The sequence below is a fragment of the Mycolicibacterium aichiense genome, assembly GCF_010726245.1.
Classification (GTDB): domain Bacteria; phylum Actinomycetota; class Actinomycetes; order Mycobacteriales; family Mycobacteriaceae; genus Mycobacterium; species Mycobacterium aichiense.
Window position 1 is genome coordinate 3630883 of the sequence record NZ_AP022561.1, and the last position, 21877, is coordinate 3652759.

At 66.1% G+C, this 21877-nt stretch carries 22 protein-coding genes; 6 read left to right on the forward strand and 16 right to left on the reverse strand.

Annotation, left to right across the window (positions count from 1 at the left end):
* Positions 1-7: 7 nt before the first annotated feature.
* The 5 genes from cysW to G6N32_RS17625 form a co-directional block, all read right to left on the reverse strand.
* A complete protein-coding gene (cysW, locus tag G6N32_RS17610; RefSeq protein ID WP_115320685.1) occupies positions 8-820 on the reverse strand; it encodes a sulfate ABC transporter permease subunit CysW in 813 nt (270 codons plus the stop codon).
* Positions 817-1698 carry a sulfate ABC transporter permease subunit CysT gene (cysT, locus tag G6N32_RS17615; protein ID WP_170310601.1) on the reverse strand — a complete coding sequence of 294 codons (882 nt, stop codon included), beginning with the start codon at positions 1696-1698 and terminating at the stop codon, positions 817-819. Before cysT ends, cysW begins: the two co-directional genes overlap by 4 nt.
* A complete protein-coding gene (locus G6N32_RS17620; RefSeq protein ID WP_115320686.1) occupies positions 1695-2732 on the reverse strand; it encodes a sulfate ABC transporter substrate-binding protein in 1038 nt (345 codons plus the stop codon). The genes cysT and G6N32_RS17620 overlap by 4 nt, the downstream gene beginning before the upstream one ends.
* 122 nt (positions 2733-2854) lie before the next feature.
* The gene (locus G6N32_RS29300; RefSeq protein ID WP_410432620.1) at positions 2855-3142 is read right to left on the reverse strand and encodes an Ms4533A family Cys-rich leader peptide; all 288 of its coding nucleotides are present in this window, start codon (positions 3140-3142) and stop codon (positions 2855-2857) included.
* Positions 3075-3269, reverse strand: coding sequence for a hypothetical protein (locus G6N32_RS17625; RefSeq protein ID WP_115320687.1), 195 nt, complete (start codon positions 3267-3269; stop codon positions 3075-3077). Before G6N32_RS17625 ends, G6N32_RS29300 begins: the two co-directional genes overlap by 68 nt.
* Before the next feature lie 108 nt (positions 3270-3377).
* On the opposite strand from G6N32_RS17625, the gene G6N32_RS17630 reads away from it, so the two are divergent.
* A complete protein-coding gene (locus G6N32_RS17630) occupies positions 3378-5384 on the forward strand; it encodes a glycoside hydrolase family 15 protein (protein WP_115320688.1) in 2007 nt (668 codons plus the stop codon).
* Between the two features lie 39 nt (positions 5385-5423).
* Here G6N32_RS17630 and G6N32_RS17635 read toward each other — a convergent pair whose 3' ends face one another.
* On the reverse strand, positions 5424-5852 hold the full coding sequence (locus tag G6N32_RS17635; protein ID WP_115320689.1) for a MarR family winged helix-turn-helix transcriptional regulator: 429 nt from the start codon (positions 5850-5852) through the stop codon (positions 5424-5426).
* A 70-nt stretch (positions 5853-5922) separates the two neighbouring features.
* Here G6N32_RS17635 and G6N32_RS17640 point away from each other — a divergent pair, with 70 nt between their 5' ends.
* Positions 5923-7134 (forward strand): multidrug effflux MFS transporter, encoded by a 1212-nt coding sequence (locus G6N32_RS17640; protein ID WP_115320690.1) that lies wholly within the window; start codon positions 5923-5925, stop codon positions 7132-7134.
* A gap of 55 nt (positions 7135-7189) precedes the next feature.
* Here G6N32_RS17640 and G6N32_RS17645 read toward each other — a convergent pair whose 3' ends face one another.
* From G6N32_RS17645 to lepA, 3 genes are all read right to left on the reverse strand, one after another.
* Positions 7190-7882, reverse strand: coding sequence for a sensor domain-containing protein (locus G6N32_RS17645; protein ID WP_115320691.1), 693 nt, complete (start codon positions 7880-7882; stop codon positions 7190-7192).
* A 56-nt stretch (positions 7883-7938) separates the two neighbouring features.
* Positions 7939-8625, reverse strand: coding sequence for a sensor domain-containing protein (locus G6N32_RS17650; protein ID WP_163789322.1), 687 nt, complete (start codon positions 8623-8625; stop codon positions 7939-7941).
* A 71-nt stretch (positions 8626-8696) separates the two neighbouring features.
* Positions 8697-10667: a translation elongation factor 4 gene (lepA, locus tag G6N32_RS17655; RefSeq protein WP_232077156.1), complete on the reverse strand. Its 1971-nt coding sequence runs from the start codon at positions 10665-10667 to the stop codon at positions 8697-8699.
* Positions 10668-10671: 4 nt separating this feature from the next.
* Here lepA and G6N32_RS17660 point away from each other — a divergent pair, with 4 nt between their 5' ends.
* Positions 10672-11268 carry a type II toxin-antitoxin system PemK/MazF family toxin gene (locus G6N32_RS17660; RefSeq protein WP_115321361.1) on the forward strand — a complete coding sequence of 199 codons (597 nt, stop codon included), beginning with the start codon at positions 10672-10674 and terminating at the stop codon, positions 11266-11268.
* Here G6N32_RS17660 and G6N32_RS17665 read toward each other — a convergent pair.
* The gene (locus tag G6N32_RS17665; RefSeq protein ID WP_115321363.1) at positions 11265-11699 is read right to left on the reverse strand and encodes a CBS domain-containing protein; all 435 of its coding nucleotides are present in this window, start codon (positions 11697-11699) and stop codon (positions 11265-11267) included. The two genes, G6N32_RS17660 and G6N32_RS17665, sit on opposite strands and share 4 nt — an antisense overlap.
* 118 nt (positions 11700-11817) lie before the next feature.
* On the opposite strand from G6N32_RS17665, the gene G6N32_RS17670 reads away from it, so the two are divergent.
* Positions 11818-12822: an aldo/keto reductase gene (locus G6N32_RS17670; RefSeq protein ID WP_115320693.1), complete on the forward strand. Its 1005-nt coding sequence runs from the start codon at positions 11818-11820 to the stop codon at positions 12820-12822.
* Here G6N32_RS17670 and G6N32_RS17675 read toward each other — a convergent pair.
* From G6N32_RS17675 to glnT, 3 genes are read right to left on the reverse strand one after another with little or no spacing between them, the layout of a single operon-like run.
* Positions 12785-13522: a TetR/AcrR family transcriptional regulator gene (locus G6N32_RS17675; protein ID WP_115320694.1), complete on the reverse strand. Its 738-nt coding sequence runs from the start codon at positions 13520-13522 to the stop codon at positions 12785-12787. The genes G6N32_RS17670 and G6N32_RS17675 overlap by 38 nt on opposite strands.
* Complete coding sequence (locus tag G6N32_RS17680) at positions 13519-14262, reverse strand: creatininase family protein (RefSeq protein ID WP_115320695.1); 744 nt, start codon at positions 14260-14262, stop codon at positions 13519-13521. Before G6N32_RS17680 ends, G6N32_RS17675 begins: the two co-directional genes overlap by 4 nt.
* Positions 14262-15629, reverse strand: a complete 1368-nt coding sequence (gene glnT, locus G6N32_RS17685) for a type III glutamate--ammonia ligase (RefSeq protein WP_115320696.1) — start codon at positions 15627-15629, stop codon at positions 14262-14264. Before glnT ends, G6N32_RS17680 begins: the two co-directional genes overlap by 1 nt.
* A 219-nt stretch (positions 15630-15848) precedes the next feature.
* Between glnT and G6N32_RS17690 the strand changes: the two genes are divergently transcribed.
* Together G6N32_RS17690 and G6N32_RS17695 are read left to right on the forward strand one after the other, a co-directional pair.
* Complete coding sequence (locus G6N32_RS17690) at positions 15849-16679, forward strand: ribonuclease Z (RefSeq protein ID WP_115320697.1); 831 nt, start codon at positions 15849-15851, stop codon at positions 16677-16679.
* Positions 16680-16734: 55 nt separating this feature from the next.
* Positions 16735-18288: a PepSY-associated TM helix domain-containing protein gene (locus tag G6N32_RS17695; RefSeq protein WP_115320698.1), complete on the forward strand. Its 1554-nt coding sequence runs from the start codon at positions 16735-16737 to the stop codon at positions 18286-18288.
* Here G6N32_RS17695 and G6N32_RS17700 read toward each other — a convergent pair.
* Genes G6N32_RS17700 through G6N32_RS17710 form a run of 3 tightly spaced genes read right to left on the reverse strand, consistent with a single transcriptional unit; the run spans position 18228 to position 21732 of the window.
* On the reverse strand, positions 18228-19067 hold the full coding sequence (locus G6N32_RS17700) for a transglutaminase family protein (RefSeq protein WP_115320699.1): 840 nt from the start codon (positions 19065-19067) through the stop codon (positions 18228-18230). The two genes, G6N32_RS17695 and G6N32_RS17700, sit on opposite strands and share 61 nt — an antisense overlap.
* Entirely contained in the window at positions 19067-20044 is a 978-nt protein-coding gene (locus G6N32_RS17705; protein ID WP_115320700.1) for an alpha-E domain-containing protein, read from the reverse strand. Before G6N32_RS17705 ends, G6N32_RS17700 begins: the two co-directional genes overlap by 1 nt.
* On the reverse strand, positions 20044-21732 hold the full coding sequence (locus G6N32_RS17710; RefSeq protein WP_172507301.1) for a circularly permuted type 2 ATP-grasp protein: 1689 nt from the start codon (positions 21730-21732) through the stop codon (positions 20044-20046). The genes G6N32_RS17705 and G6N32_RS17710 overlap by 1 nt, the downstream gene beginning before the upstream one ends.
* Positions 21733-21877: the final 145 nt, after the last annotated feature.

Here is a 21877-nt window from a genome sequence, read left to right on the forward strand (position 1 = left end):
AGTGGGATTACTCGCTCGCCTTGGCCCGCCGGGCGTCCAGAATCACCTGGACGACCAGGACCAGCACCGCGACGGCCATCAACAGTGTCGAGACGGCGTAGGCGCCGTACTCGGCCCCACGGCTGTAACGGTCGGAGACCAGCAGGGTCAGTGTCTGTGACGTGCCGGGCAGGTTGGAGGACACCATGATCACCGCGCCGTATTCCCCCAGGGTGCGGGCGACCGTGAGCACGATGCCGTAGGTCAGACCCCATCGGATCGACGGCAGAGTGATCCGCCAGAACGTCTGCCACCAGCTGGATCCCAGGGTGGCCGCGGCCTGCTCCTGATCGGTGCCGAGCTCGTGCAGAACGGGTTCGACCTCGCGGATCACGAACGGAACAGTGACGAAGATGCTGGCCAGCACGATGCCGGGAAGACCGAAGATGATCTTCAGGCCGATGCTGTTCTCGACGAACCCGAACAGTCCGGCACTACCCCACAACAGGATCAGCGCCACGCCGACGACCACCGGCGACACGGCGAACGGCAGGTCGATGACGGCTTGTAACGCCGACTTGCCGCGGAACTTGTTGCGCGCCAGCACCAGGGCGGTCGGTACGCCAAAGATCACGTTGAGTGGAACCACGATCGCCACCACCAGCAGTGACAATTGCAAAGCCGAAATCGCTGCGGGCGTGGTGATGTTTTCGACGAACGTGCCGAAGCCGGGCGCGAACGTGCGCCACAGGATCAGCCCGACGGGCACGAGTACGAGCACAGCTATGTAAGCCAGCGCGATGTACCGCGTCAGGAAGCGCACCAGTGGAGACTGGATCATGCCGACAGTTCCTCCCGCTTGGCGGCGCGTGAACCGATGGCCCGCAGGATGAACAAGACGATGAACGAGACCACCAGCAGCACAATCGAAATGGCGGCCGCACCGGTGCGATCGTCGTTTTCGATCAGCGTGCGGATCCACTGTGAGGAGACCTCGGTCTCCCCCGGTACCGCGCCACCGATCAGGACCACCGAGCCGAACTCGCCGATCGCGCGCGAGAACGCCAGGCCGGCGCCGGACAGCAGCGACGGCAGCAACGCGGGCAGGATCACCTTGGTGAAGATGAGGAAGTTCGTCGCGCCCAGCGATGCGGCGGCCTCCTCCACTTCGCGGTCGAGTTCGAGCAGCACCGGCTGAACCGAACGCACCACGAACGGCAGCGTGACGAACAGAAGAGCAACGCCCACACCCCATTTGGTGTGCTGCAGATGCAGATCGATCGGACTGTTGGGCCCGTAGAGCGCCAGCATGACCAGGCTCGCGACGATGGTGGGCAGCGCGAAAGGTAGGTCGATCACGGCGTCGACCAGACGCTTGCCCGCGAAGTCGTCGCGGGTGAGCACCCAGGCGACCAGCAGGCCGAACACCGCGTTGACGATGGTGACGCCGATCGAGATCGTCAACGTCACCTTGAACGACTCCAGCGCGGCGTTGGAGGTGACCGTGACCCAGAAGTCGTGCCAGCCACCCTTTGCCGACTGCCACACGATCGCAGCCAGCGGCAGCAGGACGATGACGCTCAGCCAGATCGATGCGGCACCGACCCGCAGGGTGGTGGAACCATGCCTGCGGGCCAGGAAGCCGGGCGGCCCGCCCGGCTCACTCGGGGTGAGCTCGGGCCGGACCGCCTGCGGATTTGGCTCGATAGCTGCTGTCATCCAGTGGCCTGCTTGTAGATCTTCGTAATGGTGCCATTGTCCTTGTCGAACAGCGCCGGATCCACCTTGCTCCAGCCACCGAGATCGGCAATTGTCCACAGCTTCTGTGGAGTCGGGAAATCGGTGGCGAAATCCGCGGCCACCGACGGATCGACGGGACGGAAGCCGGCCTGTGCCCAGATCTTCTGGCCTTCCGGGGTGAACAGGTAGTTGTTCAACGCGGTGGCCTTGTCCAGGTGCGCACTGGTGGTCACCACCGCCACCGGATTCTCGATCTTGAACGTCTGCGGCGGGTTGATGTGCTCGACCGGCTTGCCCTGGCGCTCGGTGTTGATCGCCTCGTTTTCGTAGCTGATCAGCACGTCTCCGGTGCCCTGGAGGAACACGTCGGTGGCCTCCCGGCCGGACCCCGGACGGGTCTTGACGTGCTCGGTGACCAGCTTGTTGACGAAGTCCAGGCCGGCCTGCTCGTCCTGGCCGCCGTTGCTCTTGGCGGCGTAGGGCGCCAGCAGGTTCCACTTGGCCGATCCCGAACTCAGCGGGCTGGGGGTGACCACCTCGATGCCGGGCTGAAGCAGGTCGTCCCAGTCCTTGATGTTCTTCGGGTTTCCTTTACGGACGACCAGCGTCACGACCGAACCGAACGGGATGCCCTTGGTGGTGGACTTGTTCCAGTCTGCGGCCACTTTGTTGGCCTTGACCAAACGGGTGACATCGGGCTCGACGGAGAAGTTCACGATGTCGGCCGGCTTGCCGTCGACCACACCGCGCGACTGGTCGCCCGAGGCGCCGTAAGACGTCGTGACGGCGACGCCCTTGCCCTCCGGGGTGGCGGCGAAGGCCGGGATGATCTTGCTCCAGCCGGGCTCGGGCACCGCGTACGCCACCAGGGTCAGGGTGGTGTCGGCCTTCGGCTGGCTTCCGCCACCGGCGACGTCACTGGAGCCGCCACCGCAAGCGGCGAGCACTGTTGCGGTCGTCGCCAACGCCACGGCGGTACTCCACCGGCGACCGGGAAGGTGAATCTTGGGCATTGCTTGCCTTTCTCATTGCGGGTTACGGGCGAATCGAGCCCCGTCGCAACGGAATGGCGATGTTGGACAACGAAATGTCAACGACCATCACCGACACCAGACCGCGGACGGGCACAACGGTGTCAGCGACAACATGCAACATCAGCAACAGCCAACGGGCCAACGGCAATGAGGGCCAGAATATGGCCCTCGCCGTAACCGGTCGCCGAATGCATGGCGCGAAGCTTAACAGAGTTCCGGTCGGCGACCGGCGGTGGTATCAGCGGTTGACCAGCCACAGCACGATGATCAAGACCAGCAGGACCACCAGTGCGAGCGTGACGCGGGAACGTGGCATCCCGGTCACTCCTGTCGCCGGTCGGCGTGACGCACCCGGCGTACCAGCCGCATGCCGTTACCGAGGAGCGCATCGATCACCACCGCGATGCCGTAGGCGAGCAGCAGCACGACGGGCATCACGATGATGGTCTGCACCACGAAACCCAGTCCGGACAACCACAGTTCGACGCCGTCCCACCAGCTCAGCACTGCCTGCATCGCTCCAGCGTAGGCGGTGCCGTCTGCGGGTCTTTGCCGCGGTAACAGCAAAGCCACGGATCGGGGCATAAGTAGACGGCAACCCGGTCGGCGTTCGATGATGTCCAGATGGTCCTCCAAGCCCAGCCAGCCGGTGAGAACACCGACGCCGTGCGCGTCCAGGCGCCGTTGTCCGTGACCGCCCCGGTGCCTTATGCCTCGCCGGCTGCGCTGCGCAACCCGTTCCCGCCGATCGCGGACTACGGCTTCCTGTCCGACTGCGAGAACACCTGCCTGATCTCGTCGGCGGGCGCCGTCGAGTGGCTGTGCGTTCCCCGGCCGGACTCCCCCAGCGTGTTCGGAGCGATCCTGGACCGCGGCGCCGGGCACTTCCGGCTGGGCCCCTACGGGGTGTCGGTTCCGGCAGCCCGCCGCTATCTGCCCGGCAGCCTCATCCTGGAGACCACCTGGCAGACGCACACCGGCTGGCTGATCGTTCGTGAAGCACTCGTGATGGGCCCCTGGCACGACATCGAAACCCGGTCGCGGACGCACCGGCGCACACCGATGGACTGGGATGCCGAGCACATCCTGCTGCGCACGGTGCGCTGTGTGAGCGGCACGGTCGAGGTGGTGATGAACTGCGAGCCGTCCTTCGACTACGGCCGGGTCAATGCCGCCTGGGAGTACTCGGCCAATGCCTACGGCGAGGCGATCGCGCGGGCCAGGACGGATCCCGACGCGAATCCCACGCTGCGGCTGACCACGAACCTGCGCATCGGCCTCGAGGGCCGCGAAGCCCGCGCCCGCACCCGGCTCAAGGAAGGCGACAACGTCTTCGTCGCGCTGTCCTGGTCGAAGCACCCGGCGCCGCAGACGTACGAAGAAGCCGCCGACAAGATGTGGCAGACCAGCGAGGCGTGGCGCCAGTGGATCAACATCGGCGATTTCCCCGACCATCCGTGGCGGTCGTATCTGCAGCGCAGCGCGCTCACACTCAAGGGTCTGACGTATTCACCGACCGGGGCGCTGCTGGCCGCGTCCACCACGTCGCTTCCGGAAACGCCTCAGGGTGAACGCAACTGGGACTACCGCTACGCCTGGGTGCGGGACTCGACGTTCGCGTTGTGGGGCCTCTACACCCTCGGCCTGGACCGCGAGGCCGACGACTTCTTTGCCTTCATCGCCGACGTGTCGGGAGCCAACAATGGCGAACGGCACCCGCTGCAGGTGATGTACGCCGTCGGCGGGGAGCGCGAACTGGTCGAGGAAGAGCTTCACCACCTCTCCGGCTACGACAACGCCAGGCCGGTGCGCATCGGCAACGGTGCGTACAACCAGATGCAGCACGACATTTGGGGCACCATGCTGGACTCGGTGTATCTGCACGCCAAGTCGCGCGAGCAGATCTCCGATCAGCTGTGGCCGGTACTCAAGGAGCAGGTCGAAGAGGCGATCAAACACTGGAAGGAACCCGACCGGGGCATCTGGGAAGTGCGCGGCGAACCGCAGCACTTCACCTCGTCGAAGGTGATGTGCTGGGTGGCGCTCGATCGCGGCTCCAAGCTGGCCGAGCTGGTCGGCGAGAAGAGCTACGCGCAGCAGTGGCGGGCGATCGCCGAGGAGATCAAGGCCGACATCCTGACGCACGGCGTCGACGACCGCGGCGTGCTCACCCAGCGCTACGGCGACGACGCCCTGGACGCGTCACTGCTGTTGGTGCCGTTGGTGCGGTTCCTGCCGTCCGACGACCCGCGGGTGCGGGCCACCGTGCTGGCGATCGCCGACGAGCTCACCGAGGACGGGCTGGTACTGCGCTACCGCGTCGAGGAGACCGACGACGGCCTATCCGGCGAGGAGGGGTCGTTCACGATCTGCTCGTTCTGGCTGGTGTCTGCGCTGGTCGAGATCGGCGAGGTCAGCCGGGCCCGGCATCTGTGCGAGCGGCTGCTGTCCTTTGCCAGCCCGCTGCATCTGTACGCCGAGGAGATCGAACCGCGCACCGGCCGGCACCTGGGTAACTTCCCGCAGGCGTTCACCCACCTGGCGTTGATCAATGCCGTGGTGCACGTGATCCGCGCCGAGGAAGAGGCCGACAGCACCGGGGTGTTCCAGCCGGCCAACGCCCCGATGTAGGCGGATGGCCTACAGATAGGCAGATGTAGGCGCAGGTCCTCACCCCAGCCGGTCATCCATCAACGCCGCCTCGACCCGTTCGAGGAGCGCCTTGGCGGCCATCGCACCCTGCCGATCTCCCCGCAGGCCGCTTTCCATGAGCTGAGCCCATTGCCGACGCAGGCGCTTGAGGTTGTCGGCGGCCCGATCGGTCGGGTACAGATTCACGCCGCGCGCGTCATGCGGATCGGCGCGGCGTTCGACGAAGCCGCGATTCTCCAGGCTCCGCAACGCGGTGGACATATTGCTGCGCTGCAGGCCGGTTGCCCGGGCGAGGTCGCTGGGCGTGACGCCCGGATGGTGGTCGATATGGCGCATCACGTGCGCTTCCGACGCCGTCAACTCGACGACGTCGGCGTAATCACCGAGCTTGAGCTCCCGGGCCACTCCGATGATCGCCTCGGCGAGATCGGCCAACTCACCATCCATGGACAAATCCTAGCGCATTAGTTATTGTTTGATAGTTATTTCTTCATAACTACCTAGACGAGGTTCTTTCATGACGACCGCCACCCGGGACGCCCAGACCCACGAGACCGCCATCTCGCCGTGGCTGCTGGTGGTACTTGCCCTGCTCAATGCGGTCGCACCGGTCGCCACCGACCTCTATCTGCCCGCCTTCCCCGAGATGACTGCCGAACTGCAGGCCAGCGCCACGGCCGTGCAGCTGACCCTGACGGCGTTCCTGCTCGGGCTGACGTTCGGTCAATTGCTGTTCGGCCCCCTCTCTGACCGGCTCGGCCGACGCAACCCGCTGATCGTCGGCGCGCTGCTGTGCGTGCTGGCCAGCGTCGTCGCCGCCACAGCCCCCAACATCGCCATCCTCATCGCAGCCCGGTTCGCTCAAGGCTTCACCGGTGCCGCGGGCATGGTCATCGGTCGCGCGGTGATCTCCGACCTCGCTGTCGGCAAAAGCGCCGGGCGGGCGTTCAGCTTGATGATGATCGTCGGCGGCGTGGCGCCGGTGGTCGCACCGTTCGCCGGCGGACTGCTGGTCGGCCCGGCCGGCTGGCGCGGCATCCTCTGGGTCGTCTGCGGCCTCACGGTGGCCATGCTGGTCGCAACCGTGGCCGTGGTGCGCGAGTCACACCCCGCTCATCGCCGAGCCGAATTGAAAGCCGATGCTGCGCAGGGCATCTCACCGTGGACAGCACTACGATCCCGGGCCTACATCGCCAACACGCTGGCCTTCGCATTCGGCTTCTCGGTGATGATGGCCTACATCTCGGCCTCACCGTTCGTCTACCAGGTGATGGTCGGGCTCACCCCGACGCAGTACGGCGTCGCGTTCGGCATCAACGCACTGGGCATCGTCAGCGTCAGCTCGCTGTCGGCGCGGCTGAACCAGCGCATCGCCACCGCGAAGCTGCTGGGTGTGGGTCTGGGCCTGACCATGGCGGCCACGCTGGTCCTCCTCGGCCTGGTCCTCACCGGGGCACCGGCATGGTTGATTCCCATCCCGATCTTCGTGGCCGTCGCATCCCAGGGCCTGATCCTCGGCAATGCCACCGCGCTGGCCCTTGCCGCCGTCCCCCGCGCGGCAGGCACGGGGTCGGCCGGCCTCGGCGCGCTGCAGTTCGGACTCGGCGCCGCCGTCTCACCCCTGGTCAGCCTGGGCGGAGAGCACACCGCCCTGCCGCTGGCAATCGTGATGGTGACCCTGGCGGTGCTGGCGCTGGCTGCCTTCCTCGTCGGCCGCCGGGCCAGCTGAGCCGGTCTAACCGAACGAGAGCCGTTGCACGGCAAACCCTTCTAGGGTCGCGCGATTACTTCTTCGCCGCATTCTTGATCATGTCCGCGGCGATGGCCCTGGCCTCGTCGTCGATGGAATTACTACACGCCCAAGCCTCGACCACCACGTTGGACGCCGAGGTCAGGGCGTGCTGGCAGCCCCATCCGCCGGCGTTGCGCTGAGTGGAGACCTGGGTCAGGATGTCGCCGCTCACATCCGCGGTGTCGATCCTCCAGGTGGAGTGCACGTCGGAGTTGTCGATGTCGATCGACGTGCCTCCGCACTTCTGCCACGTGGTGCGGGACTTCTCGACAAACGCCGTCGCCTTCTCACTCGACGGGTAGAGCACCGCGATCTGCTCGACCCAGTGCTCGTTGTCGGTTGTCGGCTCCTGGAGCACCTGGTCACGGACCGCGGACCAGCCGCTGCCTTGGTACACCATCTGTTCGGCACCGTAGATCGCCGCAAGGCAGTCGACGTCCGACACTCCGTCGGAGTTGTCGCTCATGTTTTGCGAGGACGCGGTCATCCGGATCCCGGTGGCACCCATGATGCCGTTCACCTCGCCCGCAGTCAGCAGCACCCGGTCGAGGTCGGACTCGGTGAGGGTGGGGACGTCGAACATCTCGAGATCGGCGCTATCGCCGCGCAGTGCCGTGCCCCCGACGGTGGACACACATCCGGACAGCAGCGCGCTGACCACAAGGGCGGCGCAGAACACCAGCATGCGGCTCACGCACGCATTGTCCCCCGGGTGACCCGATCCGGTGACTCAACCTCGGATCATCGTCCGTGGGCGACCTTGTCCAGCATGGTTGCGGCCAAGCTGGATGCCCGGTCCGCTGACCGTCGCTGACCGCCGGTGACCGCGGCGTCCACGTCCACCACGCAATCGGCCGCCAGCCCGATGGCGCGCTCGGTGGGGAATGTCGCATCCCCCTGATTGTCCGAGTTGACCACCGTCGCCGACAACATCGGACCATCGACTCTGACGTCGGTGACCTTCTGCCGCATCTCGGCGCCCCCGGGACCGGGCAGCGCGGAGCGCACCGTCGCGCCTTCGCACGCTTTCCATTGGCTGACGAAAGCACCGAACATCCGTTGCGCCTCGGTGTCGGAAGCGAATTGGACAACGCCGGCATCCACGCTGGACACGGTCTGGCCGCCACCGAAGTTCGAGAATTCCTGCCAGGCCGCCCGGCGCACGTCACCCACCTCGTACACCACGCGCATGAAGGGCGTCGCCGGCCCCAGACATTCGATGGGGTTGGCGGCGGCATTGTCGCGAATTCCGTTGGGCAGGGCGTCGATCCCACCGACGGTTGGAGATTCACTGTCGGACAACGGATTTCCTGCTGCCCGGCTCACCTCCGCGCCGGTGGGCAGCACCTCGGACAGATCGCGCAGGACGACGGTCTGGTCCTGGCGCGCCGCAGATCCGTCGACCGTGCTCGTACAGCCCGCGAGCACGGCGATACCGACTACGGCCCCAGCAATCGATCGCCCCCGAACGACATAATGGTCGCGTGTGATGAAATCCCCTACTTCTTTGCCTTGTCGCCGGCCTTGTCGCCGCCGTCGGTGGACAGCGCGGCGACGAACGCCTCCTGGGGAACGTCGACCCGCCCGATCGTCTTCATCCGCTTCTTGCCCTCTTTCTGCTTCTCCAGCAGCTTGCGCTTACGGGTGATGTCACCGCCGTAGCACTTGGCAAGAACGTCCTTGCGGATCGCCCGAATGTTCTCGCGGGCAATGATTTTGGAGCCGATCGCCGCCTGCACCGGCACCTCGAACTGCTGGCGCGGGATCAGCTCTTTGAGCTTGGTGGTCATCTTGTTGCCGTAGGCCTGCGCCGAATCCTTGTGCACGATCGCGCTGAACGCGTCGACAGCCTCACCTTGCAGCAGGATGTCCACCTTCACCAGCGCCGCCTCCTGCTCACCGGACTCTTCATAGTCCAGGCTGGCATACCCACGGGTGCGCGATTTCAACGCGTCGAAGAAGTCGAAGATGATCTCGCCCAACGGCATCGTGTAACGCAGCTCGACGCGTTCGGGCGAAAGGTAGTCCATGCCACCGAGTTCGCCGCGCCGCGACTGGCACAGCTCCATGATGGTTCCGATGAACTCGCTGGGCGCGATGAGCGTGCATTTCACCACCGGCTCGTAGACCTCGCGAACCTTGCCCTCCGGCCAGTCCGACGGATTGGTCACGATCAATTCGGTGCCGTCGTCCTTGATCACCCGGTAGACCACGTTCGGCGAGGTGGAAATCAGATCCAGGTCGAACTCGCGCTCGAGCCGTTCCCGGGTGATCTCCATGTGCAGCAGGCCGAGGAAGCCGCAGCGGAACCCGAAGCCCAGCGCCACCGACGTCTCCGGCTCGTAGGTCAGCGCCGCATCGTTGAGCTGCAGCTTGTCCAGTGCCTCGCGCAGATTCGGATAATCCGAGCCGTCGACCGGATACAGCCCCGAATAAACCATCGGCTTGGGTTCGCGGTACCCGGTCAGCGCTTCGGTGGCGCCGTGCCGCGCCGTCGTCACCGTGTCGCCGACCTTGGACTGCCGAACATCCTTCACACCGGTGATGAGGTAGCCGACCTCGCCGACGCCAAGACCGTCGCTGGGTTTTGGTTCGGGCGAGACGATCCCGACCTCGAGCAGTTCGTGGGTGGCGCCGGTGGACATCATCTTGATCCGCTCGCGCGGGTTGAGCTTGCCGTCGACCACTCGGACGTAGGTCACGACGCCGCGGTAGATGTCGTAGACCGAGTCGAAGATCATCGCTCGCGCCGGAGCGTCGGCGTCCCCGACCGGCGCGGGGATCAGCCGGACCACCTCGTCGAGCAGCTCCGGGACACCCTCACCGGTCTTACCGGACACCCGCAGCACATCGCTCGGTTCGCAGCCGATGATGTGCGCGATCTCGCCGGCGTAGCGATCGGGGTCGGCGGCGGGCAGATCGATCTTGTTGAGCACCGGGATGATCGTCAGGTCGCGGTCCAGGGCGAGGTAGAGGTTCGCCAGGGTCTGTGCCTCGATGCCCTGGGCGGCGTCGACCAGCAACACCGCACCCTCGCAGGCTTCCAGCGCGCGAGACACCTCGTAGGTGAAGTCGACGTGACCGGGGGTGTCGATCAGGTGCAGGACGTAATCGGTGTCCCCGACTTTCCAGGGCAGCCGCACGTTCTGCGCTTTGATCGTGATGCCGCGTTCGCGCTCGATATCCATCCGGTCGAGGTACTGGGCGCGCATGTCGCGGTCGGCGACCACACCGGTGATGCCGAGCATCCGGTCGGCCAGCGTGGACTTGCCATGATCGATGTGAGCGATGATGCAGAAGTTCCGAATCTGCGCCGGCGCAGTGAACGTCTTGTCGGCGAAGCTACTGATGGGAAATCTCCTGCTCGGGTGGTGATTCGAGGGGACCCTCGGGTCTGTCCAGCGTATCGAGTTCAGCCCGGCCGGACACAATCGCGCGCCGCAACGCTGTCGCGATCCGCCTATGCTCATCAGAATGGCGTCGCAGTGGAGGACGTTTCAGAGACTCGCGGAGCACCTCGTCTTCAACGAGGCGCCCAAGTTCATTCGACAGTTGCCGATACCCCAGGCCGTACCGCGGACCATCCAGCAGGGCCTCAAGCTGGGCCTCGAAGTCCTGGTGGCCAGCACCACCCCGATCGACCAGCCCGCCGCGATCACCGCGGGCCGCCCGGTCACGGACAACAGTGTCCCGACCGCGCATCGCGCCCGCCGGCTGGTCTACGCACCCGACCTTGACGGCCGGGCTGACCCCGGCGAGGTGGTGTGGACCTGGGTGGTCTACGAGGACGACCCGACCAAGGGCAAGGACCGCCCGGTGCTGGTCGTCGGCCGGGACCGCCGGACCCTGCTGGGTCTGATGCTGTCCAGCCAGGCCCACCACGCCGGGGACCGCAACTGGATCGCGATCGGCTCGGGCGGTTGGGACTACGACGGCCGCCCCAGCTGGGTACGGCTGGACCGGGTGCTCGACGTTCCCGAAGAGGGCATCCGTCGCGAGGGCGCGATTCTGGATCAGTCCACCTTCGAGTTGGTCGCGGCTCGGCTGCGCGCCGAATACTCCTGGAGCTAGCCGCCCTGGGTGATGTAGGCCTGCAGATGCTGCTGCTCGGCCTGCAGCTGCTCCATCCGGTTCTTCACCACGTCCCCGATGCTGACGATGCCGACCAGTCGCCCGCCCTGCATCACCGGGACGTGGCGCACCCGGTTGTTGGTCATCAGCGCGCTCAGGTCGTCGATCTGGTCGTCGGGCGAGCACGTCACCAGGACCTTGCTCATGATGTCGGCGACCGCGCTGCGGAGCAGGTCCGGGCCGTGATCGTGCAGCGTGCGCACTACGTCGCGCTCCGAGACGATGCCCACCACGCCGCCGTCGCGGCCGACGACGACCATCGCGCCGATGTTGTGGATGACCAGCTCGGCCAGCAATCCGGTGACCGTGGTGGTCTCGGTGACCGTGGCCACCGTCGTTCCCTTACTGCGAAGGATGTCGGCGATACGCATCGCCACCCCCTTGTGATGGATGTCACACCAGGTTAAGGCTTGTGAGAGCGCCGGGGAAGCAAACCGCAACGGTTGCGTTAAGACAGAACAGGCCGACCACGAACACGAGGAGATCTGGATGGGCACCTTGCCGAAGACGGAGTTGGGCGACGGCTTGACGGTCAGCGCGATCGGGTTCGGCGGCATGGCGCTGACGCCGGTCTACGGCGCGGTGGACGACACCGAGTCACTGGCGACGCTGAACCACTGCCTCGATGTCGGGATGACCTTCATCGACACCGCCAACGTGTACGGCGGCGGCGCCAACGAGCGACTGATCGGCCAGGTACTGGCCGGCCGGCGCGACGAGGTCACGCTGGCGACGAAGTTCGGGATCGACGGCGACCCGACGACCGGCAAGCTCGCGGCCCGCGGTGATGCGGAGTACGTGCGGCGCTGCGTCGACGAGAGCCTGGGCCGGCTCGGCACCGACGTGATCGACTTGTATTACATGCACCGTCGCGACGTGTCGCTGCCGATCGAGGAGACCGTCGGCGCCATGGCCGAGTTGGTCACGGCGGGCAAGGTGCGCCACCTCGGGCTGTCGGAGGTGACCGCTGACGAGTTGCGCGCCGCGGCTGCCGTACACCCGATCGCCGCGGTGCAGAGCGAATGGTCGATCTGGAGCCGCGACGTCGAACGCCACGTGGTGCCGGCTGCTGCCGAACTCGGCGTCGGCTTCGTGCCGTATTCGCCACTGGGGCGCGGATTCCTCACCGGGACCATCCGGTCGGTAGCCGACCTCTCCTCGGCCGGTGACTTCCGCAGCCGCATCCCACGCTTCGCCGATGATGTCTTGGACGCCAATCTTGCTGTGGTGCAGGTGGTCACCTCGATCGCCGACGAAGTGGGCGCGACGCCCGCGCAGGTGGCGCTGGCATGGCTGCGGCAGCGCGCCGAGGTCCTCGGTGTGGCGTCGGTGCCGATCCCGGGCACGCGGCGCGCAGCACGCGTCGACGAGAACGCCGCGTCGCTGTCGGTGCAGCTCAATCCCGATCAAATGGTGGCCCTGGAGGCTGCCGGCGCGAGCGTGTCCGGCCACCGGTCTATTGATCCGAATTGGGTGTCATCGGCGCGGGAGTGAAGCCGGCGGTCGCGACGGCGGCGTCATCGAATTGTGCAGCCGCAGAAGTGATCCGGCCGATCTCGCTGGGCCGCTTGAGCAGTCCACGAACCGAGATGATGGCGACCTGCTCGGCGACCCGGACCGCCTCGGCCACCCGGTCGCCCTCGTCGATGTGCAGGCGGGTCCGCTTCTGGGCACCCTCGTCGAAGTTCAGCAGCAACCCGGCCGTTTCCTCCCGGTCGCAGTCGATGAACTTGCCCTCCGCGATCGCCGCACCGATGAGGTCAGCCACCCAGTCTTTGAGCCGTTCGTAGTCGGTCCAGAACTGATGGAAGTCGGCCCGCTGGTCATGAGCGATGCGCTGGATCTCGTTGAAGTCGATCGGCGAGAGCGCCAACTGGATGGTGTCGAACCGCAACAGCCGGTAGAGCTTGACTGCCGGCGATCCCGAACCGGCACCGACTTCGGCGATGAACGTCAGCGGCGCGCGGTTCACCAGCAGCGCCTCCCCCAGCAGCTGCTCCTTGTTGCGGAACCAGTAGTACAGCGACGACTGCTGCAGGCCGACGGCGCGTGCGATGTCGCTCATCGTGGTTTGCGCATAACCTTTTTCGGAGAACAGCCGGGTCGCCGCATTGACGATCTCGGTGCGTGGCGAAGTCGTCGCCGCCGAATCGGCGTTGTTACGGGGCCGTCCGATCGCCCGAATCTGCGTCATCCCAGCGGTGGGACTTCACTGTGCGCGCGCATCACCACGTCGCGGGCCGCGGCCACGACGTCCGCCCACAACTGCAGACCGTAGGCCTTCGACGCCCGCGACGGGTACCCGGTCACTCCGTTGGTGGAGACCTGCTGGACGGGGTAGCGGAACACCGTGCCCGCGGTGCGGTCGGGATCGTCGGCATCGCGCATCGCGTCGACGTCCACGAGTTCGGGCCGAACCGCCAGCATCAGCGAGGTTTCCGCGGCATTGGCGTGCCAGTCGAGCGCGTCCTCGGTGGCTCGCCGGGCAATGTCGGGTGTCAGGTCCCACCATTGCATGACGCCGATGCGGCGGTCGGGATGGTGTCTGCGGAATCGGTCGCAGGCCAACCACAATGGCGCGCTGTTGCCGACGTGACCATTGACGAACAGGACGCGGCGCACGCCGGAGTCCGCACAGGCCTCGGCGACCCGCACTGCCGCCGTCGCGGTCTGGTCCCCGTCGAACGCCACCGTGCCCGGCAGCGCGGTGCCGTGAAAGAAGCTGGCGCCGAATGCGATCGCGGGCAACACCAGAGCGTGCTCACCGGCCGCCGCCTCGGCGACGGCGGTGGCCATGATCGTGTCGGTGCCCACCGGCAGATGGGGCCCGTGCTGTTCGGTGGCGCCGACGGGAATCAGCGCCACCGTGTCGGGGTCGGCGGAAAGCCGGTGGGCGATCTGCACCGAGTTGAGGTCTTCCCAGCGGTTGCTCATCAGAAGAACCGCAGGTAGCGATCGGACTCCCACGACGAGACGTGCGCGTTGTAGGAATCCCACTCGAGCTTCTTCTCGGAAACGAACGAGTCGTACATGGCGGTGCCGAACACGTTGCGCACCAGCGGGTCTGCCTCGATCGCGTCGATTGCCTCACCGAGTGACCGGGGCAGCCAGGTGATGCCGCGCTCGATCAGATCCGGTTCCGAGAGCCGATAGAGATTGTCGCGGTTGGGGGCACCAGGGTCGAGCCCCTCCCGAATCCCTTCAAGTCCGGCGGCCAGCATCAACGCCGCGCCCAGATAAGGGTTGTTGGCGCTGTCGGCGGCGCGGCATTCGACGCGGCCGCCGCCCCGCGGGATCCGCAGCATGTTGGTGCGGTTGTTGTCGCCGTAGCAGGCGAAGATCGGTGCCCACGTCAGTCCGGACATGCTGCCCTGCTTGACCAGTCGCTTGTAACTGTTGACCGTCGGCGCGATGACCGCGCAGATCGCCGGGGCGTGCCGCAGCACACCGGCGATGAACTGGTAGCCGAGCCCGGAAAGCCCGCAGCCGTGCGGATCGTCGGTGGATTCGAAGAGGTTGGTCCCGTCCGCGTCGGCAAGTGACATGTTGTAGTGCGCACCGCTGCCCGTTCGATCGGCGAAGGGCTTCGGCATCCACGAGGCGAACAGTCCGTGCTTGCGGGCGATCTCGCCGACCATCATCCGGAAGAAGACGAACCGGTCGGCCATCGACACCGCATCGGTGTAGGTGAAGTCGGTCTCGAATTGACCGTTGCCGTCCTCATGGTCGAAAGAGTAGACATCCCAACCCAGTTCGTTCATCGCCGCGACGATCTCGTCCACCACGCCGAAGTTGTGCAACATGCCCCGCAGGTCGTAACAGGGTTTGTCCAAGTTATCGTCGGGGCTGGCCGGCTCCGGCACTCCGTTGCGGTCCGACAGTAAAAAGAACTCCGTCTCGATGCCGAGGTTGAAGGTGTAACCCAACGTTGCCGCCTCGGCGGTGACCCGCTTGAGGATTTGACGGCTGCATGACTCGAACGGGGTGTCACCGACCCACAGATCACCGGGGAACCAAGCGATCTCGCGATTGAACGGCATGACGATCGCCGCGTCGAGATCGGGGTGCGGCGCGACCTCGTCATCGTTGACATCCTGCGGCACCCCGTCCAGGGCGGCCCCGGTGAACATTTCCGACCCGTTAGCGGCCTGCTCCAAATGGCCCAGCGGCACCATCTTCGCCTTCGGCTTGCCGTGCATGTCGACGAAACTGATCGCCGCGTAGCGGACTCCCGCGGCGGTGAGCTTCTCGGCGACCTCGCGGACGTCGGTGTGCGCCTGCCCGTTGAGCGTGCTTGTCATCTGTTCCCTTTCCCAGCCGGTCGACGCCACCGTAGCCACGCTCTGTAACTGCGCTGTTTCCAACTAGTGAATGACCTATTGAAACTCGACGCCTCAGGGGCCAGTGACCAAGCCAGATAACCAATGGATGCAGTTGGCATGTATCAATAACTCATTGAAAAGCGTCATTGACGACCGAAGAGGCGCGATGTTGTCGCCGGCAGGGTAGTAATTAACGCCATGATCGACGTCACGCTGCTCGGCACCGGAAGCCCGATGATCGACCCCAATCGGGCCGGGCCGTCAACATTGGTCAAAGCCGGTGACTCGCTGTTCCTGGTGGACTGCGGGCGCGGGGTGCTGATGCGGGCCGCCGCGGCCGGCGTCGGCGCCGCCAACATCACCGCGCTGCTCCTGACCCATCTGCACAGCGACCACATCACCGACCTGTCCGATGTGATCACCACGCGCTGGGTCACCACCTTCGTGCCCACCCCGCTGCCGATCATCGGCCCGCCCGGCACCAAGGCCGTCGTCGACGCGACGCTGGCGGCGTTGGCACCCGACATCTCCTACCGCATCGGCCACCACCCCGACATCACCGAACCTCCATCGATTCAGGTGCACGAGTACACCTCCGGTCAGGTGTGGGACGACGGCGGTGTTCGGATCACCGCGGCGCCCACCGACCACCGTCCGGTCGAGCCGACTCTGGGTTTCCGTGTCGAGCACGACGGGGTCGCGGTGGTGCTGGCGGGTGACACCGTGCCCTGCGCCGGGCTCGACGAACTTGCCAAGGGGGCGAACGCCCTGGTGCACACCGTGATCCGGGCTGACCTCGTCGAGCAGATGCCGGTTCAGCGGATCCGGGACATCCTCGACTATCACTCGTCGGTCGAGCAGGCCGCCGCGACCGCGGCCCGCGCCGAGGTCGGCACACTGGTGCTCACCCACTATGTCCCTCCCCTGGTGCCCGGCCAGGAGGACCAGTGGCGCGCCAAGGCGGCAACCGAGTTCAGCGGCCCGGTCGAGATCGGCAACGACCTACTTCAGGTGTCCGTCGGGAACTAGCCGTCGGGAACTAGCCGTCGGGAACTAAGCCGTGCCGTCGCCCGACTTATGGGCGATGACGACGACAGAGACTTCGACGCGCCGCGCTGACGCGGCTGTGCTGCGCCGGATCTGGCGGCTGCACTTCTGGGTTGGGCTGTTCGCCGCGCCGGTGTTGGTGGTGTTGGCCTGCAGCGGCCTGGTGATCCTCTACAGCCAGCCGCTGGATGCGCTGCTCAACCGGCACCTGCTCGTGGTCGAGCAAGGACCGCAGACGGTTCCCCTCGATGCGCAGGTGGCCACGGCCACCCAGCACGCCGACGCCGGGAGCACACTGGAAGCGGTCACCCCGCCGGATGGCCCGCACGCCTCGACCCGGGTGGACTTCTCGGCCGCCGATGCCAAGGGCTACCCACAAGCCGAAGCCAACGTCATCCAGGTTTTCGTCGATCCCTATACGGGGGCCTATCTGGGGCAGCGCGATCAGCTGTCCGGGCTGGTGGGCTGGGCCAATCAGCTGCACCGGATGTTCGGCAATGACGGACCCCACGTCCAACTGCCGTCACTGGGACACCTCATCAACCCATCCGCATACCCGGAGTCCACCATCCCGGTTGGCATCGGCAACCTCTGGATGGAGCTCACCGCGACCTGGATCCTGGTACTGCTCGGCAGCGGGATCTATCTGTGGTGGCCGCGTGCCATCGAAGCCGCCAAACCGCTGCTGCGGGTGCGGTGGCGTGCCGGCGGACGGGTGCGGTGGCGCGACGTGCACGCGCTGACCGGAGTCGTCGTCGCGGTCATCCTGATCTGCTACATCCTGTCCGGGATGACCTGGACGCGGTATTGGGGTGAGAACTGGCGGGCGGTGACCGCGACGGTCACCCCGTCGACCGAAATCGATGCTCCCTCGACGCCGGCGAAGCTCGGCGACTACGACCGGCTGGGCCGCCGCATTGCGTGGGCCGCCACCGACGACCCGATATATGCCTCGCAGCCCGCCGCGGGCGCAGCCCGGCTGTCCTACAACGACATTGACCGGATCGCGAAGGACGAGCACATGGTGCCCGGTTATTCGATCTTCCCGCCGGCTGATACGACGCAGGACGGGGCGGTTGTGTACGGCAGCTACACGGTGGTCAACCGGTGGCCACAACGAGTGTCCGAACAGCGGACGTTGTATCTCAACCAGTTCACCGGCGCCACCATCACCAACGCCACCGCTGCCCAGGACGGCGCCCTGTCCCGGCTGACCAGCTTCGGGATCGCCATGCACATGGGTAACCAGATGGGTTGGCTCACGCGCATTTCGGCCACCGTCGCCTGCCTCGGGGTTCTCCTCAGTGCGGTGACCGGACTGCTGATGTGGTGGAAACGCCGCCCCACCGGCCGCAGCGGGCTGCCCGGCCCGGCCAGCGAATCCACCCGGGCGAACACCCCGAAGAAAGCGATGATCTCGGTGACCGTGATCGCGGTCGTTCTCGGAATCCTGTTCCCGGTCTTCGGTATTTCGCTGCTGGTGGTGCTGGTGGCCGAAGCGATCATCAGTTCCCGCCGGCCGCCGCCGGATCACGCCAGCCTGGTGACCTCCACGATCACATCGAGATCGGTCGAGCCCTCACCGGAGTAGATGCCTTTCAGCGGGGTGACGTCGGCGTAGTCGCGACCGACGCCGACGCTGATGTACTGCTCGTTGATCTCCGAATCGTTGGTCGGGTCGTAGTTCCACCAGCCACCCGTCCAGGCCTGGATCCACGCGTGACTCTGCCCGTCGATGGTGTCGCCGATCACGGCATCGCGGTTGGGGTGCAGATACCCCGACACATATCGGGCCGGAATTCCCATGCCGCGCAACAAGATCAGCGTCAGATGGGCGAAGTCCTGACACACTCCTTTGCCTTCACGCAGGGCGTCGAGACCCGACGAATGCACACCGGTGGTGCCGGGAACGTAACTGAGTTCACTGTGCACCCACTGGGCGGCGGCGATCACGGCCTGGACCGGATCGTTCTCCTTGATGATGCGTCTGCCGACCCGCTCGAGTCGCCGGCTGGCCGGCGTGTAGTGCGTGGGAGTGAGCACCTCGTCGAAGCGGTCCCGGACCGCAGCGGACGCCAGTTCGTCCCACGTCACGTCATCGCTGGGAGCTTCCGGCTTGTCGGTCTCGACCACCGATGACGCGGTCACCTCCAACTCCGTGTGCGGCGCATGCAAGTCGAAAGCCGTTACCGCCGTGCCCCAATAGTCGACATAGCGGTAATTGCGAGTAGCCGGGATGGTCTCCACCCGGTTGAGGATGACGTTCTGCCGGGAGTCCGAGCGTGGCGTCAGCCGAGCCTCGTTGTACGACGCGGTGACCGGTGACTTATAGGCGTACCCCGTCGCGTGTACGACCCGCATCCGCCACATCAGATCTCCCCTTCCTCGATGACCAGCGCACCACGCTGCCCGGCGTCGGACCACGCGACCCACGGTGCGGAGTGGAAGTACTGCAGCGCCACCGCTTCTCCGACGTCGCGACAGGTTGTCTGCAGTCCGGCCAGCCGTTCTTCCAATGACTCGAGCAACACGCCCGGACGGATGAACTCCAACTCACTGCGAGCGCGGCCGAGGAGGCGCTGAGCCTCTGCGGTGGATCCCAGCCGGTTGTGCGGACGATGCATGAGTTCGTCGAGACTGTGCTCGGCCAGTTTGAGCGAGTAGTAGATCGACCGCGGGAAAAGCCGGTCCAGCAACATGAATTCGACGACGCGGCTGGCGTCGAGCACACCGCGGTAGGTACGCAGATACGTGTCGTGGGCACCCGCCGAGCGCAACACCGTCACCCAGGCCGGTGACGAGGCGCTGTCCCCGACCCGCGACAGCAGCAGCCGCACCGTCATGTCGACGCGTTCGATGGCCCGCCCGAGCACCAGGAAGCGGTACCCGTCGTCGCGGGACAGCGTCGAATCGGCCAGCCCCGCGAACATCGCCGCCCGGCCCTCGATGAAACTGAAGAACTCGTGCGGGCCCAGCCGCCGCGCCGCCCGCTCCCGTTCGGCGAGTGCGTTGTAGGTGGTGTTCAGACACTCCCACATGTCACTGGATGTGACTTCCCGCGCAGATCGGGCGTTTTCACGAGCCGCCGAGATCGCCTCGACGATCGAGCAGCCGCCCGCGGTGTCGCGGCTGAACGCCACCAGATCGGTCAGCGACCAGAGGTCGAGCTGATGCTTGGGCGGCTCGATGCCCAACACTTGCAGCAGGATTCGCGAGGTCTGGTCGGGGTCCACGCTCGAGTCCTCGAGCAGCTGGTGCACTGTCACATCGAGAATGCGGGCGATGTCGTCGGCGCGCTCGACGTAGCGCCCGATCCAGTACAGCGCCTCGGCGTTGCGGGCCAACATCAGCGCATCACCTGCTGCTGCTGTTGCTGCTGTTGGCTCTGTTGCTGTTGGCCTTGTTGCTGCTGACCGGACGACTCGGGGCCCTTCTCGGCGACCGCCGCCTTGCCGGGTTTCGGAATCTTGCGCACCACCTCGGCGTCGCCGAGTTCGCGGGCGGCCACCGATGTCTTCGAGGCCAGTACCCAGGTGTCCTTGGATCCTCCGCCCTGGCTGGAGTTGACCACCAGCGACCCCTCGATCAGCGCGGTGCGGGTCAGTCCGCCGGGCAGCACCCAGACGTCCTCGCCGTCGTTGACGGCGAAGGGCCGCAGATCGACGTGGCGCGGTGCCAGCGCGTCGCCCACCTTGGTGGGCACCGTCGACAGCTGGACGACCGGCTGCGCGATCCAGCCGCGAGGATCGGCGATCACCTTTTTACGGATGGTCGCCAGCTCCTTCTCGGAGGCGTCCGGGCCGAACACGATGCCGTACCCGCCCGAGCCCTCGACAGGTTTGATCACCAATTCGTCGACCCGGTCGAGCACCTCCTCGCGTTCCTCGTCGAGCCAGCAGCGGAACGTGTCGACGTTGGCCAACAGCGGCTTCTCGCCGAGGTAGTACTCGATGATCGTCGGGACGTAGGTGTAGACCAGTTTGTCGTCGCCGACGCCGTTGCCGACCGCGCTGGAGATGACGACGTTGCCGGCACGTGCGGCATTCAGCAGGCCCGCCACGCCGAGCACCGAGTCGGGACGGAACTGCATGGGGTCGAGGAAGTCGTCGTCGATACGGCGATAGATGACATCGACCTGGCGCTCGCCTTCGGTGGTGCGCATGTAGACGACGTTGTCGCGACAGAACAGGTCGCGACCCTCGACCAGTTCCACGCCCATCTGCCGGGCCAGCAGGGAGTGCTCGAAGTAGGCCGAGTTGAACGGCCCCGGGGTGAGCACGACGACCGTCGGATCGGCCTCGTTGGTGGCCGCCGCGTTGCGCAGCGCCCGCAGCAGGTGCGAGGAGTAGTCACCGACCGCGCGCACCCGATGGGTGGCGAACAGGTTGGGGAAGACCCGGGCCATCGTGCGCCGGTTCTCCATGACGTAGGACACGCCCGACGGGGATCGCAGGTTGTCTTCGAGCACCCGGAAGGTGCCCTGGGCGTCGCGAACCAGGTCGATGCCGGCGACGTGAATACGCACGCCGTTGGGCGGGCTGATGCCGGCGGCTTGGCGGTGGAAGTGCTCGCAGGAGGTGACCAGCCGACGCGGGATGACGCCGTCACGGAGGATTTCCTGGTCGCCGTAGATGTCGTCGAGATACATCTCCAGGGCCTTGACCCGCTGGGTGATGCCTCGTTCGAGCCGGGACCACTCGGCGGCGGAGATCACCCGGGGCACCAGGTCGAGCGGGAAGGGCCGCTCCTGGCCGGACAGTGAGAACGTGATGCCCTGATCGATGAACGCCCGGCCCAGCGCCTCGGCTCTGGCTTCGAGTTCTTCGGCGTCGGACGGCGCGAGCTCGGCGAAGATGCCCTTGTACGGCCCACGGACGTTGCCCTGGTTGTCGAACATCTCGTCAAAGGCCTTGGCGTAGGAGCCGAGGTTGTTATAGCCGCCGAAGATATGGTCGTGACGCCGGGGTTGTCGCGACCCGTTGCGCGACGACCGGTTTGTTTCCGAAGGCAGGGTTCGCAGGCTCACGTGTCCCATGCTGCCGCACGTTCACCGTTTCGGCAGGCCAGTGACCTCCATTTTGTGAGTTCAGGGCCTCCACTGGTACTCTGAGCAGTCGCTGCCCGAGGGCCTGACGGCCCCGGCAAGACTGACGAACCCCAAGCTTGAAGACGAGGAACTA

Excerpts from the sequence above, each read along its gene's own strand:
- cysW (WP_115320685.1), bottom strand. The coding sequence starts at position 820 with ATGATCCAGTCTCCACTGGTGCGCTTCCTGACGCGGTACATCGCGCTG.
- cysT (WP_170310601.1), bottom strand. The coding sequence starts at position 1,698 with ATGACAGCAGCTATCGAGCCAAATCCGCAGGCGGTCCGGCCCGAGCTC.
- G6N32_RS17620 (WP_115320686.1), bottom strand. The coding sequence starts at position 2,732 with ATGCCCAAGATTCACCTTCCCGGTCGCCGGTGGAGTACCGCCGTGGCG.
- G6N32_RS29300 (WP_410432620.1), bottom strand. The coding sequence starts at position 3,142 with ATGCGCTCCTCGGTAACGGCATGCGGCTGGTACGCCGGGTGCGTCACG.
- G6N32_RS17625 (WP_115320687.1), bottom strand. The coding sequence starts at position 3,269 with ATGCAGGCAGTGCTGAGCTGGTGGGACGGCGTCGAACTGTGGTTGTCC.
- G6N32_RS17630 (WP_115320688.1), top strand. The coding sequence starts at position 3,378 with ATGGTCCTCCAAGCCCAGCCAGCCGGTGAGAACACCGACGCCGTGCGC.
- G6N32_RS17635 (WP_115320689.1), bottom strand. The coding sequence starts at position 5,852 with ATGGATGGTGAGTTGGCCGATCTCGCCGAGGCGATCATCGGAGTGGCC.
- G6N32_RS17640 (WP_115320690.1), top strand. The coding sequence starts at position 5,923 with ATGACGACCGCCACCCGGGACGCCCAGACCCACGAGACCGCCATCTCG.
- G6N32_RS17645 (WP_115320691.1), bottom strand. The coding sequence starts at position 7,882 with ATGCTGGTGTTCTGCGCCGCCCTTGTGGTCAGCGCGCTGCTGTCCGGA.
- lepA (WP_232077156.1), bottom strand. The coding sequence starts at position 10,667 with ATGAGCATAGGCGGATCGCGACAGCGTTGCGGCGCGCGATTGTGTCCG.
- G6N32_RS17660 (WP_115321361.1), top strand. The coding sequence starts at position 10,672 with ATGGCGTCGCAGTGGAGGACGTTTCAGAGACTCGCGGAGCACCTCGTC.
- G6N32_RS17665 (WP_115321363.1), bottom strand. The coding sequence starts at position 11,699 with ATGCGTATCGCCGACATCCTTCGCAGTAAGGGAACGACGGTGGCCACG.
- G6N32_RS17670 (WP_115320693.1), top strand. The coding sequence starts at position 11,818 with ATGGGCACCTTGCCGAAGACGGAGTTGGGCGACGGCTTGACGGTCAGC.
- G6N32_RS17675 (WP_115320694.1), bottom strand. The coding sequence starts at position 13,522 with ATGACGCAGATTCGGGCGATCGGACGGCCCCGTAACAACGCCGATTCG.
- G6N32_RS17680 (WP_115320695.1), bottom strand. The coding sequence starts at position 14,262 with ATGAGCAACCGCTGGGAAGACCTCAACTCGGTGCAGATCGCCCACCGG.
- glnT (WP_115320696.1), bottom strand. The coding sequence starts at position 15,629 with ATGACAAGCACGCTCAACGGGCAGGCGCACACCGACGTCCGCGAGGTC.
- G6N32_RS17690 (WP_115320697.1), top strand. The coding sequence starts at position 15,849 with ATGATCGACGTCACGCTGCTCGGCACCGGAAGCCCGATGATCGACCCC.
- G6N32_RS17695 (WP_115320698.1), top strand. The coding sequence starts at position 16,735 with ATGACGACGACAGAGACTTCGACGCGCCGCGCTGACGCGGCTGTGCTG.
- G6N32_RS17700 (WP_115320699.1), bottom strand. The coding sequence starts at position 19,067 with ATGTGGCGGATGCGGGTCGTACACGCGACGGGGTACGCCTATAAGTCA.
- G6N32_RS17705 (WP_115320700.1), bottom strand. The coding sequence starts at position 20,044 with ATGTTGGCCCGCAACGCCGAGGCGCTGTACTGGATCGGGCGCTACGTC.
- G6N32_RS17710 (WP_172507301.1), bottom strand. The coding sequence starts at position 21,732 with ATGGGACACGTGAGCCTGCGAACCCTGCCTTCGGAAACAAACCGGTCG.